Source organism: Nocardioides sp. NPDC000445 (assembly GCF_040300245.1).
Classification (GTDB): domain Bacteria; phylum Actinomycetota; class Actinomycetes; order Propionibacteriales; family Nocardioidaceae; genus Nocardioides.
Genome location: NZ_JBEPDH010000003.1, coordinates 306,862 through 321,796 on the forward strand (window position 1 = coordinate 306,862; position 14,935 = coordinate 321,796).

Consider the following 14,935-nt stretch of genomic DNA (forward strand, 5'->3'; position numbering starts at 1 on the left):
TGGTAGCGTCTGCGGCATGAGCGCCACTCCAACCGAGACCAGTGTCGTGACGTACGAGACCCACGGACCCGTCGCGGTGGTGCGGCTGAACCGCCCCGAATACCGCAACGCCCAGAACTCGAAGGTGACCTACGCGCTCGACGAGGCGTTCACCCGAGCGACCAACGACGACGAGATCAAGGTGATCGTCCTCGGCGGCAACGGCAAGCACTTCTGCGCCGGCCACGACATCGGCACGCCGGGCCGCGACATCGACGAGAGCTTCGAGCGCAAGGCCGTGATGTGGTGGGACCACGTCGGCAAGGAGGGCGTCGACTCCCGCTTCGCGCGCGAGTCCGAGGTCTACCTCGGCATGTGCCGCCGCTGGCGCGAGCTGCCGAAGCCGACGATCGCGATGGTGCAGGGCGCCTGCATCGCCGGCGGCCTGATGCTGGCCTGGTCCTGCGACTTCATCGTCGCCTCCGACGATGCCTTCTTCTCCGATCCGGTGGTCAAGATGGGCATCCCCGGGGTCGAGTACTTCGCCCACCCGTGGGTCACCAACCCCCGCGCCGCCAAGGAGATGCTCTTCACCGGCGACCGCTTCACCGCCGAGCAGGCCGAGCGCTGGGGCATGGTCAACCATGTCGTACGTCGCGACGACCTCGAGACCGAGACGCTCGCCCTCGCGGGGCGGATCGCCGAGATGCCGCGCCTGGGTCTCGCGCTGGCGAAGAAGGCGGTCAACCAGGCCGAGGACCTGATGGGCATGCGCGCCGGGATGGACTCGGTCTTCGGCCTCCACCACGCCGCCCACGCCCACAACGCCGAGGTCGGCAAGGACTCGCTCGCGGGGATGAACGCGAGGTCGATGAAGAAATGAGCACGCTGGAGTTCACCGAGGCCGAGGAGGCCTTCCGCCTCGAAGCCCGTGAGTGGCTCGCCGCCAACAACCCCGGACGGCTGCCGTCGATGGACACCGCCGAGGGAGCCGCCGCCCACCGGGAGTGGGAGCGCACCCTCGCCTCCGGTCGCTGGTCGGTCGTCACCTGGCCCGAGGCCTACGGCGGCCGGGACGCGTCGCTCACCGAGTGGGTCATCTTCGAGGAGGAGTACTACCTCGCCGGCGCCCCCACCCGGATCAGCCAGAACGGCATCTCGCTGCTCGCGCCGATCATCTTCGGCCACGGGACCGAGGCGCAGAAGGAGCGCTATCTGCGCGACATGACCGACGGGTCGTTGGTCTGGGCGCAGGCGTGGTCCGAGCCCGAGGCAGGGTCCGACCTGGCGTCCTTGCGCGCCTCCGCGACCCGGGTCGAGGGCGGCTGGAGGCTCAACGGCCAGAAGACCTGGAGCAGCCGGGCGCCCTTCGCCGACCGCGGCTTCGGGCTCTTCCGGAGCGACCCGTCCGCGGAGCGGCACCGGGGGCTGACGTACTTCCTCTTCCCGCTCGACGCCGACGGCGTCACGGTCCGGCCGATCGACCAGCTCGACGGCACGCCGGGGTTCGCGGAGATCTTCTTCGACGACGTCTTCGTGCCCGATGAGGACGTGCTCGGCGGGGTCGGCGACGGCTGGAAGGTCGCGATGTCGACCGCGGGCAACGAGCGGGGTCTCTCGCTGCGCTCGCCGGGCCGATTCTGCGCCGCCGCCGACCGCCTCCTCGACCTGTGGCAGACCGACCCGCAGCCGCATCTCCGCGACCAGGTCGTCGACGCCTGGATCGGGGCCGAGGCCTACCGTCTCTACACCTGGGGCACCGTCACCCACGTCGAGGCCGGCGGCTCCGTCGGCGCCGAGGGCTCGATCAACAAGCTGTGGTGGTCCGACCTCGACCTCGCACTGCACGAGACCGCGCTCTCGCTGCTCGGTGCCGACGCCGAGCTCGAAGGCCGCTGGCTCGACGACTACCTCTTCTCCCTGTCCGGCCCCATCTACGCCGGCACCAACCAGATCCAGCGCAACATCGTCGCCGAGCGGGTGCTCGGCCTGCCGAGGGGTGGCCGATGAGGTTCGGACGTACGCCGGAGCAGCACGCCTTCTCCGAGGCACTCGACGATCTGCTTGGCACCGCAGGCGTGCCGTCGGTCGCCCGTGCCTGGGCGGCAGGTGACCACTCCTCCGGCCTGAAGCTGTGGCAGCGGCTCGCCGAGCTCGGTGTCACCGGGCTGCTGGTGCCGGAGGCGCACGGGGGCGTGGGAGCGACCCCGGTCGACCTGACCGTCGCCTTCGAGCGGCTCGGATACCACGGTGTCCCGGGACCGTGGATCGAATGCGTCGCTGTCACACCGACGCTCGTCGTAGGTACGCCCCTGGCAGATCTCCTCGCCCGTCTGGCCGCCGGAGAGACGGTGGTGTCCGTCGCACCACCGCTCGTCTTGCCGGAAGCAGCCCGGCCGGAAGCAGAGCAGGCCTCGGCCGTGAAAGAAAAGTTTCTTTCACGGCCGGCGCGGGCTGTCGACGCGGACATCGCAGAGCGAACGTACGCGTTGAGCACCACCCTCCACGACGCTGTTGTCGGCACCGAGCGCAGGTCTGTCGACCCGACCCGACGACTCTTCGACGTGACCCCGGGAGAGGAGATCGCCACGGTCGACGCGGCGACCGCCCACGACCTCGGCACCCTCGCCTGCTCGGCCCAGCTCCTCGGGGCCGGGCTGAGACTGCTCGACGACTCGGTCGCTTATGTGAAGCAGAGGACGCAGTTCGGGCGGCCGATCGGGGAGTTCCAGGCGGTGAAGCACCTGCTGGCGGACGTACGCGTCGCCCTGGACTTCGCTGCCCCGCTGGTCCACAACGCGAGCCTGACCCTCGAGCCGCGAGACGTATCAGCCGCGAAGGTCGCGGCCGGCGATGCGGCGTACCTCGCCTCGCGCACCGCACTCCAGGTCCACGGCGCGATCGGCTACACCCGCGAGTTCGACCTGAGCCTGTGGATCCTGAAGGTGCGCGCGCTGGTCGGCGCCTGGGGCACCCCGGCGGAGCATCGGGCCAGGATCCTCGAGTCGCTGGTGGAGGGTCGATGAAGTTCGCGCTCACCGAGGAGCAGACCGACCTGGTCGCGACCGTGCACACGCTGATCGCCAAGCGGGCCGCGTCGATGGACCTGCGGGCGGCGATCAGCACGCCCGAGGGCTACGACACCACCCTGTGGCAGACGCTCAGCGAGCAGATCGGAGTGACCGCGCTGGCGGTCGCCGAGGTGTACGGCGGGGTCGGCTGCTCCTACATCGAGGCACATCTCGTCCTCGAGGAGCTCGGCGCCACGCTCACGCCCTCGCCGTTCGTCGGCACCCTGCTGGCGACCCAGGTCCTGACCGCAGCCGACACCCCACAGGCCGGTGAGCTGCTGGAGCGGATCGCCGGCGGGGCCACGGCCGCAGTCGCCACTCCTGGATCCGATCTCGTCATCGACGCGTCCGGCGCGGAGATCCTCCTCGTGCTGCGCGGCGACCAGGTCCACGCGGTGGACCCTTCGGCGGCCACGATCACCCCGACCCCCGCCCTGGACCCGACCTGGAGGTTCGCGACGGTCACGATCGACGACCTCCCGGATGAATCCGTCGGCACGGTCGACCCGGCGTACGTCACCACTGTCGGCGCCACCATGATGACCGCCCTTCAGGCCGGAGCCGCGCGCGAGGCGCTGGAGCGTACGGTCGCCTATCTCAAGGAGCGCCACCAGTTCGGTCGCCCGCTCGGCTCGTTCCAGGCGCTCAAGCACCGCTGCGCCGACCTGCTGGTCCAGGTCGAGACGGCCAAGACGATGAGCTGGGCAGCGGCCTGGGAGCTCACCCAGCAGACTCCGGACGTACGTCTCGTCCACGCCGCCAAGACCTGGTGCTCCGATGCGTTCTCGCAGGTCGCGGCCGAGATGATCCAGCTCCACGGCGGGGTGGCGATCACCTGGGAGCACGACGCCCACCTCTACTTCAAGCGCGCCCATGCCACCGCTCAGCTCTTCCGAGGAGACACGTGAACAAGACTCCGCTCGACAAGACATTGCCCCTCACCGAGGTCAGCAGCAAGCTCGAGTCCGGGATGACCATCGGCATCGGCGGCTGGGGCTCGCGGCGCAAGCCGATGGCGCTGGTCAAGGAGATCCTCCGCAGCGACATCACCGACCTGACCGTGGTCGCGTTCGGTGGCCCCGACGTCGGCCTGCTCGCACGGGCCGGGAGGATCCGCAAGCTGGTCTACGGCTTCGTCAGTCTCGACTCGATCCCGCTCGACCCGAACTTCACCCGCGCCCGCGAGCGCGGCGAGATCCCGGAGACGAGCGAGTACGACGAGGGCATGTTCGTCGCCGGCCTTCGCGCCGGGGCGAACCGGCTCTCGTTCCAGCCCATCCGCGCCGGTCTCGGCAGCGATGTGATGGCGATGAACCCCGACCTGAAGACGGTGAGGTCGCCCTACGACGACGAGAAGTACGTCGCCGTCCCCGGGCTCCGCCTCGACGTCTCGCTCATCCATCTCAACCGCGCCGACGCGGCCGGCAACGGGCAGTACCTCGGGCCCGACCCCTACTTCGACGACCTCTTCGCGATGGCCGCCGACACCACGATCATGTCCGTCGAGCAGATCGTCTCCACCGACGACCTGACCGCCAAGGCCCCGCCACAGTCGCTCCTGGTCCCGCGGATCTTCGTCAACCACGTCGTCGAGGCCCCCGGCGGCGCCCACTTCACCAGCTGCGATCCCGACTACGGCCGGGACGAAGAGTTCCAGAAGACGTACGTCGCCGCGGCGAAGGCCGAGTCCGACGAGCAGTGGACCGAGTTCGAGGAGCGTTACCTGTGAGCCTGCAAACGATCAGCCGAGCAGACATCTGCGTGGCCGCTGTCTCGGACGCCTTCAAGGGCTCCGGCGAGGTGCTCGCCCACGCCGTCGGGATCGTCCCGGCCATCGGCGTACGTCTCGCCAAGGCCACCCACACCCCCGAGCTCGCCCTCAGCGACGGGGAGGCGTTCATGATGGCCGAGGCTCCGCCGCTGCTGAAGACCGCGGCGGCTGGCGGCACCCCGGAGGCCTGGGTGCCGTTCCGCAGCATCTTCGACATCGTCGCCAGCGGTCGCCGGCACTCGATGATGGGCGCCAGCCAGATCGACCGCCACGGCAACCAGAACATCTCCTCGATCGGCGACTGGCGGCAGCCGAAACGCCAGCTGATCGGCGTACGCGGCGCCCCCGGCAACACCGTCAACCACCGTGTCGACTACTGGGTCGCCAAGCACTCCGCCCGGATCTTCGTCGACCGCGTCGACGTCGCCAGCGGCGTCGGCAACGACCGAGCCGTCGGCACCGCCGGCCGCTTCCACGACCTCGGCGTCATCGTCACCAACCTCGCCGTCTTCGGCTACGACGAGTCCGGGCTCGTCAAGGTCGACTCGATCCACCCCGGCGTAACCCCCGAGGAGCTCCAGGACGCCACCGGCTTCCCGATCGACGCCACCAACGCACCCCTCACCCGCGAGCCCACCCCGGACGAGCTGAGGATCATCGAGGCAGAGGACCCCAAGGGCCTCCGCTTCAAAGAGGTCCCGTAAGCCCCGCTGGTCGAGCCGTGAGGCCGCCTGCGGCCGAGCGTGTCGAGACCAACACAGTCTCCTGGCGCGCTCGATGGAACCGTGTTGGTCTCGACACGCCTCCGCCTAGCGGCTCCGGCGGCTCGACCAGCGGGGGTCAGGCGAGGACCCCCAGCGCCTTCGCAACCTCCCACAGCGTGTCCTCCACGAAGACGTCTTCGCCGTCGAACGCGGCAGTGGCCTGCTCCACGGTCAACGGGTTCAGGCCCACCGCACGCGCCCATAACGTTGCCCGCTCAGCTGCCACGCTGCCCAACGGAATCGCCTTCGCAAGACGCTCCCGCGCCACCTCGAACTTCTTGGCGTCCGCAGCAGCGAGCTTCGCCTCATCTTCTTCGGACATCGGCGTGCCGTCCGCATAGAACGGCACATATCCAACCTCGGCCACATAACCGACGTACGCATCCAGATGAAGCACCGTCTGCCACGGCGCTTCATGCCCGATGAACGTCAGACAAGCCGCGTCGCTGTCCCATACCTCAGCCGACAGCAGCGGTACGCCGAACGTCGCCGCGATCGTCCGATCGAAGTCGTCTGGGAGATGGCGGCCGAAGTCCCAGGCTGACCAGCCGGCCACGCAACCCGAGATCGGATCTGCCGTTTGGTCGGGATACAACTCCTTCGGAGATCGCTCCGACGGGTAATACATGATGGCACCCCAACGACCCATACAAGCCTCCTTGCCAGATTCAGTGCGCGCAAGGGTGCCACATCACCCGCAGCTCGGGCAGGCACACGGCTCAGGCCAGGATCCCGGCGTGGAGCAGCTTCAGGTACTGCTCCGCGAGCGTCTCGGGGGTGTGCCGCCCGCCGGGGCGGTACCAGGAGACGGTGGACCAGACGCCGTCACGGATGAACCGGTAGGTCAGCGCAGGGTCGAGGGAGGCCTGGAAGGCGCCCGAGGCCTGACCGGCCTCGATGACCCGGATCCACAGCGCCTCGTTGTCGCGCGAGCGCTCGGCGACGAACTCGAAGCCCTCGACGGTCGCCAGGAAGGACGCCTCGTTCTGGTAGAGCGCGACGGCGAGCCGCTCGTTGTGGATCGTCCGGAACGACTCGGTGATCAGTCCGTCCAGGTCGGCCTGCGGGTCGACCCCGCTCTCGACGATCTCGGTGAAGCGCGCGTTGAGCCCGTCGAGGAACCCCGACAGCAGCTCGGTCAGCATCGCTTCCTTGGATCGGAAGTGGTGGTAGAGCGAGCCGGACAGGATCCCGGCAGCGTCTGCGATGTCGCGTACGGTCGTCTGGGCGAAGCCCTTCGTCGCGAACATCTCGGCAGCCAGCGTGAGCAGCTCGGCTCGCCGCGACGACCCCGACGCCGTCCCCCGCCTTCTCGGCGCAACCCCCGCGTCAGTCATGGACGAAGCCTACCAAACAAGCAGTTGCTCAACTACGCTTGCGAGGGTGACCCCGCGCACGATCCCCGCCCTGATCGAGAAGGCCAAGCAGACGTACGCCGACCACCCGGCGATCGTCGACGGCCCCACGACGCTCACCTACGCCGAGCTCGCCGACGCAGCGGACCGGACCGCGCGCGCCTTCCTGGCCAGCGGCGTACGCAGCGGCGACCGTGTCGCGATCTGGGCGCCCAACCGGTGGGAGTTCCCGGTCGCGGTTCTCGGCGCGCAGACGATCGGGGCGGCCGTGGTGCCGCTCAACACCCGTTACCGGGGCCATGAGGCGCGCGAGATCCTGGAGCGCTCCCGCGCCACTGCGCTGGTCACCGTCAACGGCTTCCTCGGCACCGACTACGTCCAGATGCTCCACGACGCCGGCCCGCTCCCGGAGCACCTGCTCACCATCGTCGACCTCGCCAACGGCTGGGAGGAGTTCCTCGCCAAGGGCGCGGAGATCCCCGACCAGCGGCTCGAGGACGCCAAGGCGTCGGTCACCCCCGACACCCTCGCCGACCTGCTGTTCACCTCCGGCACCACCGGGAAGCCGAAGGGCGTGATGAGCGCCCAGCGGCAGACGATCGGCGTCGCCGACGTCTGGGCGCGCGGCGCCGAGCTCACCACGCGGGACCGGTACGCCATCGTCAACCCGTTCTTCCACGGCTTCGGCTACAAGGCGGGGTTCATCGCGGCGTTCACCTCGGGCGCGACGGTCTACCCGATCGCGACCTACGACCCGACCCAGGCGCTGCAGCTGATCCAGGACGAGCGGATCACCGTGCTCCCCGGCGCTCCCACTATCTTCACGACCCTCATCAACCACGAAGACCTGAAGGCGTACGACCTCTCCTCGCTGCGCTTCGCGATCGCCGGCGCCGCGAGCGTCCCGGAGAGCCTCTTCGCCGACATGCGCGACATCCTCGGGATCGACGAGGTCAAGGGTGCGTACGGCCTGACCGAGTGCATGGTCGCCACCACCACCCGCCCCGGCGAGGATCCCGAGCACGTGGCCAAGGTGGTCGGGCCGGCGGTCGAGGGCCTGGAGATCCGCACCGTCACCTCGGCCGGCGACGACGCGGAGCCGGGTGAGGACGGCGAGGTCTGGATCCGTGGCGACAACGTCATGCTCGGCTACTTCGAGAACCCCGAGGCCACCGCCGAGGCGATCGACGCGGACGGCTGGCTCCACACCGGCGACGTCGGCTTCCTCGACGAGCACGGCTGCCTGAAGATCACCGACCGGATCAAGGACATGTTCACCGTCGGCGGCTTCAACGTCTATCCCGCCGAGGTGGAGAACACCCTGGCCGCACACCCCGGCATCGTCGAGGCCGCGGTCATCGGCGTCCCCGACGCACGCCTCGGTCAGGTGGGCAAGGCATTCGTCGTCGTACGCGACGACCCGAGCGCCGACGAGATCGCGGCCTGGCTCAAGGACCGCCTCGCCAACTACAAGCAGCCGAGGGCGTACGTCCTGGTCGACAGCCTGCCGCGCAACGCCAGCGGCAAGGTCCTGAAGACGGATCTACGCGACACCTCGAAATAGGCGGGACACCCCACCGGGCGGGGGTATAGGTTTCCTCAGCCCGTTCTTTACTTCCCCCACGGAGGCTTCGATGCCCCGACGCGCCACGATCGCGTCCCTCTCCGGCACCACCCTCATTCTCGGCGCGGCCGCAGTGGCGATCCCCCTGACGCTGAACTCCGCCACCGCCGAGCCGACCACGTCCGGCCCGCTGGCCGCGTTCGCCGCCGCGAACAGGGAGCCGTCCACCCTGCCCGCCGGTTCGGTGGAGTCTCACGTCGAGGAGGTCGCACTGACCACCTCGGCCGGCAAGGCGACCGAGCACGCGACGAAGGTCGACAAGCCCCGCACCGACGTCATCAAGAGCGAGCCACAGGACGTCACCGGCTTCGGCGTCGTCGGCGTGACCTGGTCCGGCGAGATCGCCGAGGACGTACGCCCCGAGATCCGCACCCTGAAGGACGACGTGTGGTCGTCGTGGAGCCCGATGGTGGTCGACACCGAGGACCACGGTCCGGACGCCGGCACGGCGGAGGCGAAGGGTGTCCGCCCGGGCACCGACGAGTTCCTGGCCGGGCACGTCGACCAGGTGCAGACGCGGATCATCGTCCCTGACGCCGCCGAGATCCCCGGCGACCTCGAGCTCGCGGTGATCGAGCCGGGCAAGCCCGAGGACACGGTCGAGGAGCTCCCCGAGATCGAGACCGACAAGGACAAGCCCCGGGCGACCAACGTCCACAACGGCAGCAAGGACTCCGACCTCAACCTGGTCGCGTCGACCTACACCTCGAGCCCGACGATCTACAGCCGCGCGCAGTGGGGCGCCGACGAGTCGCTCCGTACGGACAAGACCGTTGGCTACCGTCAGATCCACGGTGGCTTCGTTCATCACACCGCAGGCACCAACAACTACACCCAGGCTGACGTCCCCAGCATCATTCAGGGTGTATACGCGCTCCACGTGAAGACCCGCGGTTACCGCGACGTCGGCTACAACTTCTTCCTCGATAGGTTCGGCCGGATCTGGGAGGGCCGCTACGGCGGCGTCGCGCTGCCGGTCGAGGGCGCTCACACCAGCGGCTACAACTTCGACAGTTTCGGTGCCTCGGTGCTCGGCTGCTTTGACACGGTCGCGAACGGCTGCCTCAACGACGCCGGCGCGACGCAGAACCAGCCCACGGACGCGATGATCCAGGCGTACGGCTCCCTCTTCGCCTGGAAGCTCTCGCTCCACGGCGTCACCGCCAACGCCACCAACGTGACCCTGACCCGCTACGCGAAGAAAGCCGACGGGACCGAGACCTGGACGCCGACGGTCTTCCCTCACGCGATCAACGGCCACCGCGACGCCGACTCCACCGTCTGCCCGGGCGCAAACCTCCAAGCCAAGCTCCCCGACATCCGCAACCTCGCCGGCAGCCTCCAGAAGAGCTGGAGCGGCCGCGACCTGGAGTCCCACATCGCCGGCACGAGCCACTCCGACTTCGTGGCACGACGGGCCTCCGACGGCCGGATCTTCACGCTGCGTACGGGCGGGTTCGCCGGGTTCAACTCGACCAAGACGTCCACGACGGTCGGCAGTACCGTGCGCGAGGCCGTGGTCACCCCGGACATCACCGGCGACGGCAAGGCCGACCTGATCCAGGTCCGCACCGACGGCTCGGCCGGCATCCGCAAGGGCCGCGGCGACGGCACCTTCGCGGCGGTCTTCAAGAACCTCGGCAAGAGCACTTTCTACGGGGTCTCCAAGATCACCGCGACCGGCAACATCGGCGGCACCTCGGCCAACGACCTGATCGGCAAGAACGCGAAGGGCTACCTGGTCCGCTACACCGGCAACGGCGCCGGCGGGTTCAGCCGGGCGGGTACGACGCGCTCGCTGAGCGGCTTCGACAAGCTCGCCGCGACCGGCGACGTCAACAAGGACGGCAAGCGCGACCTGATCGGCCGCAAGTCCGGGGCGCTCTACTACTTCAAGGGTTCCGGCAGCGGTACGTTCGGCTCGCCGATCAAGCTCGCGACCCAGAGCCCGTCGTGGTCCTCGCTGGTCCAGATCAGCGGCTACGGCGACTTCACCGGCGACGGCCGCGGTGACCTGATCGGCCGCGACGGCTCCAACCGCGGCTGGATCTACCCGGCCTCTGGCTCGGGCTTCGGCAAGCCGTTGGGGCCGTACGCGGACATCAACCGCACCCTCGTCGGCGCGGTCAACCTCGTCGGCAACAGCCTCCCGGACCTGGTGATGAAGTCCGGCTCGACGCTCTACGTCAAGCCGAACAGCGGCCGGCTCAGCCTGGCCGCGCCGGTCGACAGCGGCATCACCCTGACGAGCGCCACCGCACTGATGAACGCCGGCGACTGGAACCGCGACGGCAAGGGCGACTTCCTGGCGAAGATGTCCGACGGCTCCGTACGCCTCTACCGGGGCTACGGCACCGGCAAGTTCACCAGCCCCGTCACGATCGCGACCGGCCTCGGCACGGTCAGCGTCATCGACGCCGTCGGCGACATCACCGGCGACGGCTATCCGGACCTGATGGGCCGCACCTCCGGCGGCACGATCAAGCTGTGGCCGGGCAAGGGCTCGGCCAAGGTCGGCACGTCGATCACGATGAAGTCCTCGGCCTCCGGCACCCGCCTGGTCGGCGTCGGACGCTGGAACAGCAGCAACACCCCGGACGTACTCTTCGTCAACGGCACCAGCACCGTCGTCCACGAGAGCAACGGGCCCGGCGGCCTGGTCTCCACGCAGACCCTGTCGATCAACCTGTCCGGCTATGACGCGGTGCTCGGCGTCCGCGATCTGCGGGCCGGCTCGGGCGGCGACCTGATCGTGCGCTCGGGCAGCTACATCTATGCGCTGGAGCGCAACAGCACCGGCACCGGCGTGACCCGCACGTACCTGGGTGCGCTGTCGGGCTACAACCTGCTGGGCTGACCGGGGCTGTGAAGCCGAGAGGGCCCTTGGGCCACTCTCGGCTTCACGGCTCACGCGGAGAGCTGGCGCTCCTGGTTGACCCGGATCGCCTTCTCGGCGAGGTCGGAGCCGGCGGAGGCGTACAGGTTCAGGACGGCGTGGGCGCCGCGCTTCTTGAGCTCGTCGCGCTCCTCGGGGCGCAGGGCGATGGCGGCGACGGTGCCGGTGAACCCGAGCTTCTGGAGCAGGTCCATGGCGAGCAGGTTGTCGCCGTGGAAGGGCATGGTGAGGACGACCAGCTCCATGCCGGTGCCCTTCTTGACCCGCTCCCAGAAGTCCTGGTCGGTGGCGTCGGCCTCGACCACGTCGAAGCCCTCCTCCTTGAGCGAGTCGGCCCGCACCGAGTCGTGCTCGACCGCCAGCACGTGGTAGCCCTGGGTGTCGCGCAGCTCCTCGTAGGTCGTACGCCCCACTCGGCCCATCCCGACCACGAGCGCCTTGGCGTCGCCGAGGTGGATCGGCCGGTCCGCCTCCTGGAGCCGCTCCGGCCTCCGCTCCGGCAGCAGTCGGTTGAGCAGGTTGATGAGCTTCGGGGCGTACGCGTTGAAGACGGCGCCCACCAGGAACGAGAGCGACGTCGCGACCGCGAGCACGGTCTGCCACTGCGCCGAGGCCAGCCCGGTCGCGGAGGCGATGACGATCACGATCAGCCCGAACTCGGAGTAGTTGGTCAGCGTGAACGAGGCCAGCGTCGCGGTGCGGTAGCGCAGCCCCATGAGGACGAAGATCACGACGTACGCCGCGGCCTGCAGCGGCAGCAGGAGCTGCAGCACGGTGGCCAGCGCCAGGTCCTCGAGCGAGGGCACCCCGGTCAGTCCGATACTCAGGAAGAACGCGATGAGCAGGAGCTCCTTGGTGCTGAACAGCAGCTTGGCCAGCGCCGGCGCCTTGGCGTGCGACCCGAGCAGGGCACCGACCACGAGCGCCCCGAGGTCGCCCTTGAGCCCCACGGTCTCGAAGAGCCAGTAGCCCGGCACGAGCGCGATCGCCAGACCGAAGAGCGCGGTCAGCTCGGCGGAGGTGATCCGGTCCCAGATGCGGTGGGCGAGCCAGGCGCCGGGGAGGAGGAGCACCAGCGCGAAGACCCACGGCGAGGGCCAGTGGCCCTTGGAGATGGTCAGGAACGCGACCGCGACGATGTCCTGCATGACCAGCACACCGATCGCGATCCGGCCGTAGAGGGTGTTGTTGTCGCGGCGCTCGTCGAGGACCTTGATCGCGAAGACGGTCGAGGAGAAGGAGAGCACGAAGGCGATCAGCGCCATCTCGCCCAGGTCGGCGTCGGCGAGGAGCGCGAACCCGAGCGGCGCCATGCCGGCCAGCATCCCGACCCCGATGATGACGCTGAAGCCCAGGTGGGCGAAGGTGCTCAGCCAGACGTCGGGCCGGAGCAGCGATCGGACGTCGAGCTTGAGACCGATCCCGAACAGGAGCAGCGTGACGCCGAGATCGGCCAGCGTGTGCAGCCCGGCCATCTCTCCGACGCCGGCGGCGTGCAGCCCGAACCCGGCGGCCAGGAAGCCGACCAGGGGCGGGAGCCTGAGGAACATCGCGACCAGCCCCGCTCCGAGTGCGACGAGCAGATAGAGCGCGGTCAGCGTCATATTGGACTTCCCCCAGGGTGAAACTCGACGTTCCGACAGGCGCACGATACCGCGTGATACCACTTCGGGTTACAGTGGGTCCATGGCTATGACTCTGCGACTCAGCGAGGCCGACGACCGGCTGCTGACCGACCGTGCCAGGACGGAGAACCGGTCCAAGCAGGAGATCGCCCGCGAGGCCATCCGCGCCTACCTCAACGATCACGAGCGGCGCATCGAGGATCTCGAGGACGACCTCGCCCTCGCGCGCTACTCCCTGCGTCGCGAGCTCGGCGAGGTCAGCTACACCCCGCATGCCGAGGCTCGGCGTGCCCTCGGCCTCGACCGCCCCGTCGGCGAGTGACCTATCAAGTCGTCTGGGCCGACGAAGCGCTGCAGTCGGCCGAGGCGTACGTCGACGACGACCCCATCGGCCTGATCCAGGTCTTCGACACCGTCGACACCCTGACCGAGACCCCGCGCGACGTCGGCGCCTACGCCTGGGGCAAGGACCGCTACCGCCTTCGCGTCGGCCGCTACCGCATCGTCTACGTGGTCGAGGAGCGTCGCATCACCGTCGCAGTCATCCACCTGGGTCGCCGCAGCGTCTAGCCCCGCTGGTCGAGCCGCCGGAGCCGCTGGGCAGAGGCGTGTCGAGGCTCGACCAGCGTGGCTCAGAGCCGCTCGATCACCAGCGCCATGCCCTGACCGCCGGCGGCGCACATGGTCTCCAGGCCGTAGCGGCCGCCGGTCTCCTGCAGGCCATGGAGCAGTGTGGTCGTGAGGCGGGCGCCGGTGGAGCCGAAGGGGTGGCCGAGGGCGATGGCGCCGCCGTTGACGTTGACCCGTTCGGGGTCGAGGCCGATCTGGGCGATGCTGGGAAGTACCTGGGCGGCGAAGGCCTCGTTCATCTCCACCAGGTCGATGTCGTCGGGAGTGAGCCCGGCGCGAGCGAGCGCCTGGCGGGAGGCCTCGACCGGCCCGAGGCCCATGATCTCGGGCGAGAGCCCGGAGACTCCGGTCGACACGATGCGCGCGAGCGGCCTGATCCCGAGCGCCTCGGCGCGTACGTCGCTCATGATCACCAGCGCGGCCGCGCCGTCGTTCAGGGGGCAGCAGTTGCCGGCGGTGATGGTGCCGTTCTCGCGGAAGACCGGCTTGAGGCCGGCGACCTTCTCGAGGGTGACCCCGGCTCGCGGCCCGTCGTCGGCGGCGACGACCTCGCCGGACGGCAGTGTCACCGGCGTGATGTCCCGCTCCCAGAAGCCCCGGGCAGCGGCGGCCTCGGCGCGGTTCTGGGAACGTACGCCCCACTCGTCCTGTGCCTCGCGGGTGACGCCGCACATCTCGGCGACGTTCTCGGCAGTCTCGCCCATCGCGAGGTGGTAGTCGGGCAGGTCGCCGGAGTCGCGAGGGTCGGTCCAGGCCTCGCCGGCGGCCACCCTTGCGGCGCCGCGTTCACCCGCCTTGAGGAACTCCTCGGCCTTGGTGTCCGGCACCCCGTCGGCCTTGCCGCGCTCGTAGCGGGACACGCACTCCACCCCGGCGGAGACGAACGCATCCCCTTCTCCCGCGCGGATCGCGTGGAAGGCCATCCGGGTGGTCTGCAGGGAGGATGCGCAGTAGCGGTGGACCGTGGTGCCGGGCACGGCGTCCAGCCCCAGACGTACGCCGACGACCCGGCCGATGTTGTAGCCCTGCTCCCCCGCAGGCTGAGCACAGCCCATCATCAGGTCGTCGATCTGCGTCGGGTCCAGCTCCGGGACCGACGCCAGAGCGCTGCGTACGATCTGCTCGGCCAGCACGTCGGGACGCAGGTCCTTCAGCGAGCCCTTGAAGGCGCGGCCGATGGGTGAGCGGGCTGCCGAGACGATGACGGCTTCGGGCATGGA

The 14,935-nt window shown here is 69.4% G+C and carries 14 protein-coding genes; 10 read left to right on the forward strand and 4 right to left on the reverse strand.

The features are described 5' to 3' along the window. The first annotated feature begins 16 nt into the window (after window positions 1-16). The 6 genes from ABT304_RS06045 to ABT304_RS06070 are packed head-to-tail and all read left to right on the forward strand — an operon-like array spanning window position 17 to window position 5,525. Entirely contained in the window at window positions 17-862 is an 846-nt protein-coding gene (locus ABT304_RS06045) for an enoyl-CoA hydratase (protein WP_350713783.1), read from the forward strand. Further along, window positions 859-1,989 carry an acyl-CoA dehydrogenase family protein gene (locus ABT304_RS06050; protein ID WP_350713784.1) on the forward strand — a complete coding sequence of 377 codons (1,131 nt, stop codon included), beginning with the start codon at window positions 859-861 and terminating at the stop codon, window positions 1,987-1,989. Before ABT304_RS06045 ends, ABT304_RS06050 begins: the two co-directional genes overlap by 4 nt. Further along, window positions 1,986-3,005 carry an acyl-CoA dehydrogenase family protein gene (locus tag ABT304_RS06055; protein WP_350713785.1) on the forward strand — a complete coding sequence of 340 codons (1,020 nt, stop codon included), beginning with the start codon at window positions 1,986-1,988 and terminating at the stop codon, window positions 3,003-3,005. The genes ABT304_RS06050 and ABT304_RS06055 overlap by 4 nt, the downstream gene beginning before the upstream one ends. After that, entirely contained in the window at window positions 3,002-3,958 is a 957-nt protein-coding gene (locus tag ABT304_RS06060; protein WP_350713786.1) for an acyl-CoA dehydrogenase family protein, read from the forward strand. The genes ABT304_RS06055 and ABT304_RS06060 overlap by 4 nt, the downstream gene beginning before the upstream one ends. Beyond that, window positions 3,955-4,779: a CoA transferase subunit A gene (locus ABT304_RS06065; protein WP_350713787.1), complete on the forward strand. Its 825-nt coding sequence runs from the start codon at window positions 3,955-3,957 to the stop codon at window positions 4,777-4,779. The genes ABT304_RS06060 and ABT304_RS06065 overlap by 4 nt, the downstream gene beginning before the upstream one ends. Next, window positions 4,776-5,525, forward strand: a complete 750-nt coding sequence (locus tag ABT304_RS06070) for a CoA-transferase subunit beta (protein ID WP_350713788.1) — start codon at window positions 4,776-4,778, stop codon at window positions 5,523-5,525. Before ABT304_RS06065 ends, ABT304_RS06070 begins: the two co-directional genes overlap by 4 nt. A 136-nt stretch (window positions 5,526-5,661) precedes the next feature. On the opposite strand, the gene ABT304_RS06075 is transcribed toward ABT304_RS06070, so the two are convergent. Further along, window positions 5,662-6,234 carry a hypothetical protein gene (locus ABT304_RS06075; RefSeq protein ID WP_350713789.1) on the reverse strand — a complete coding sequence of 191 codons (573 nt, stop codon included), beginning with the start codon at window positions 6,232-6,234 and terminating at the stop codon, window positions 5,662-5,664. A 70-nt stretch (window positions 6,235-6,304) separates the two neighbouring features. Further along, entirely contained in the window at window positions 6,305-6,922 is a 618-nt protein-coding gene (locus ABT304_RS06080) for a TetR/AcrR family transcriptional regulator (protein ID WP_350713790.1), read from the reverse strand. A gap of 46 nt (window positions 6,923-6,968) precedes the next feature. On the opposite strand from ABT304_RS06080, the gene ABT304_RS06085 reads away from it, so the two are divergent. Then, the gene (locus ABT304_RS06085; RefSeq protein ID WP_350713791.1) at window positions 6,969-8,504 is read left to right on the forward strand and encodes an AMP-binding protein; all 1,536 of its coding nucleotides are present in this window, start codon (window positions 6,969-6,971) and stop codon (window positions 8,502-8,504) included. Window positions 8,505-8,574: 70 nt separating this feature from the next. Beyond that, on the forward strand, window positions 8,575-11,421 hold the full coding sequence (locus tag ABT304_RS06090) for an FG-GAP-like repeat-containing protein (protein ID WP_350713792.1): 2,847 nt from the start codon (window positions 8,575-8,577) through the stop codon (window positions 11,419-11,421). Between the two features lie 50 nt (window positions 11,422-11,471). Here the strand turns inward: ABT304_RS06090 and ABT304_RS06095 are convergent, their stop codons facing one another. Further along, a complete protein-coding gene (locus ABT304_RS06095) occupies window positions 11,472-13,064 on the reverse strand; it encodes a cation:proton antiporter domain-containing protein (RefSeq protein WP_350713793.1) in 1,593 nt (530 codons plus the stop codon). Between the two features lie 82 nt (window positions 13,065-13,146). Here ABT304_RS06095 and ABT304_RS06100 point away from each other — a divergent pair, with 82 nt between their 5' ends. After that, the gene (locus ABT304_RS06100) at window positions 13,147-13,407 is read left to right on the forward strand and encodes a YlcI/YnfO family protein (protein ID WP_160026252.1); all 261 of its coding nucleotides are present in this window, start codon (window positions 13,147-13,149) and stop codon (window positions 13,405-13,407) included. Then, on the forward strand, window positions 13,404-13,655 hold the full coding sequence (locus ABT304_RS06105; protein ID WP_160026251.1) for a type II toxin-antitoxin system RelE family toxin: 252 nt from the start codon (window positions 13,404-13,406) through the stop codon (window positions 13,653-13,655). The genes ABT304_RS06100 and ABT304_RS06105 overlap by 4 nt, the downstream gene beginning before the upstream one ends. 62 nt (window positions 13,656-13,717) lie before the next feature. Here the strand turns inward: ABT304_RS06105 and ABT304_RS06110 are convergent, their stop codons facing one another. Next, the gene (locus ABT304_RS06110; protein WP_350713794.1) at window positions 13,718-14,932 is read right to left on the reverse strand and encodes an acetyl-CoA C-acetyltransferase; all 1,215 of its coding nucleotides are present in this window, start codon (window positions 14,930-14,932) and stop codon (window positions 13,718-13,720) included. Window positions 14,933-14,935 lie beyond the last annotated feature (3 nt).

Excerpts from the sequence above, each read along its gene's own strand:
- ABT304_RS06045 (WP_350713783.1), top strand. The coding sequence starts at position 17 with ATGAGCGCCACTCCAACCGAGACCAGTGTCGTGACGTACGAGACCCAC.
- ABT304_RS06050 (WP_350713784.1), top strand. The coding sequence starts at position 859 with ATGAGCACGCTGGAGTTCACCGAGGCCGAGGAGGCCTTCCGCCTCGAA.
- ABT304_RS06055 (WP_350713785.1), top strand. The coding sequence starts at position 1,986 with ATGAGGTTCGGACGTACGCCGGAGCAGCACGCCTTCTCCGAGGCACTC.
- ABT304_RS06060 (WP_350713786.1), top strand. The coding sequence starts at position 3,002 with ATGAAGTTCGCGCTCACCGAGGAGCAGACCGACCTGGTCGCGACCGTG.
- ABT304_RS06075 (WP_350713789.1), bottom strand. The coding sequence starts at position 6,234 with ATGGGTCGTTGGGGTGCCATCATGTATTACCCGTCGGAGCGATCTCCG.
- ABT304_RS06080 (WP_350713790.1), bottom strand. The coding sequence starts at position 6,922 with ATGACTGACGCGGGGGTTGCGCCGAGAAGGCGGGGGACGGCGTCGGGG.
- ABT304_RS06090 (WP_350713792.1), top strand. The coding sequence starts at position 8,575 with ATGCCCCGACGCGCCACGATCGCGTCCCTCTCCGGCACCACCCTCATT.
- ABT304_RS06095 (WP_350713793.1), bottom strand. The coding sequence starts at position 13,064 with ATGACGCTGACCGCGCTCTATCTGCTCGTCGCACTCGGAGCGGGGCTG.
- ABT304_RS06100 (WP_160026252.1), top strand. The coding sequence starts at position 13,147 with ATGGCTATGACTCTGCGACTCAGCGAGGCCGACGACCGGCTGCTGACC.
- ABT304_RS06110 (WP_350713794.1), bottom strand. The coding sequence starts at position 14,932 with ATGCCCGAAGCCGTCATCGTCTCGGCAGCCCGCTCACCCATCGGCCGC.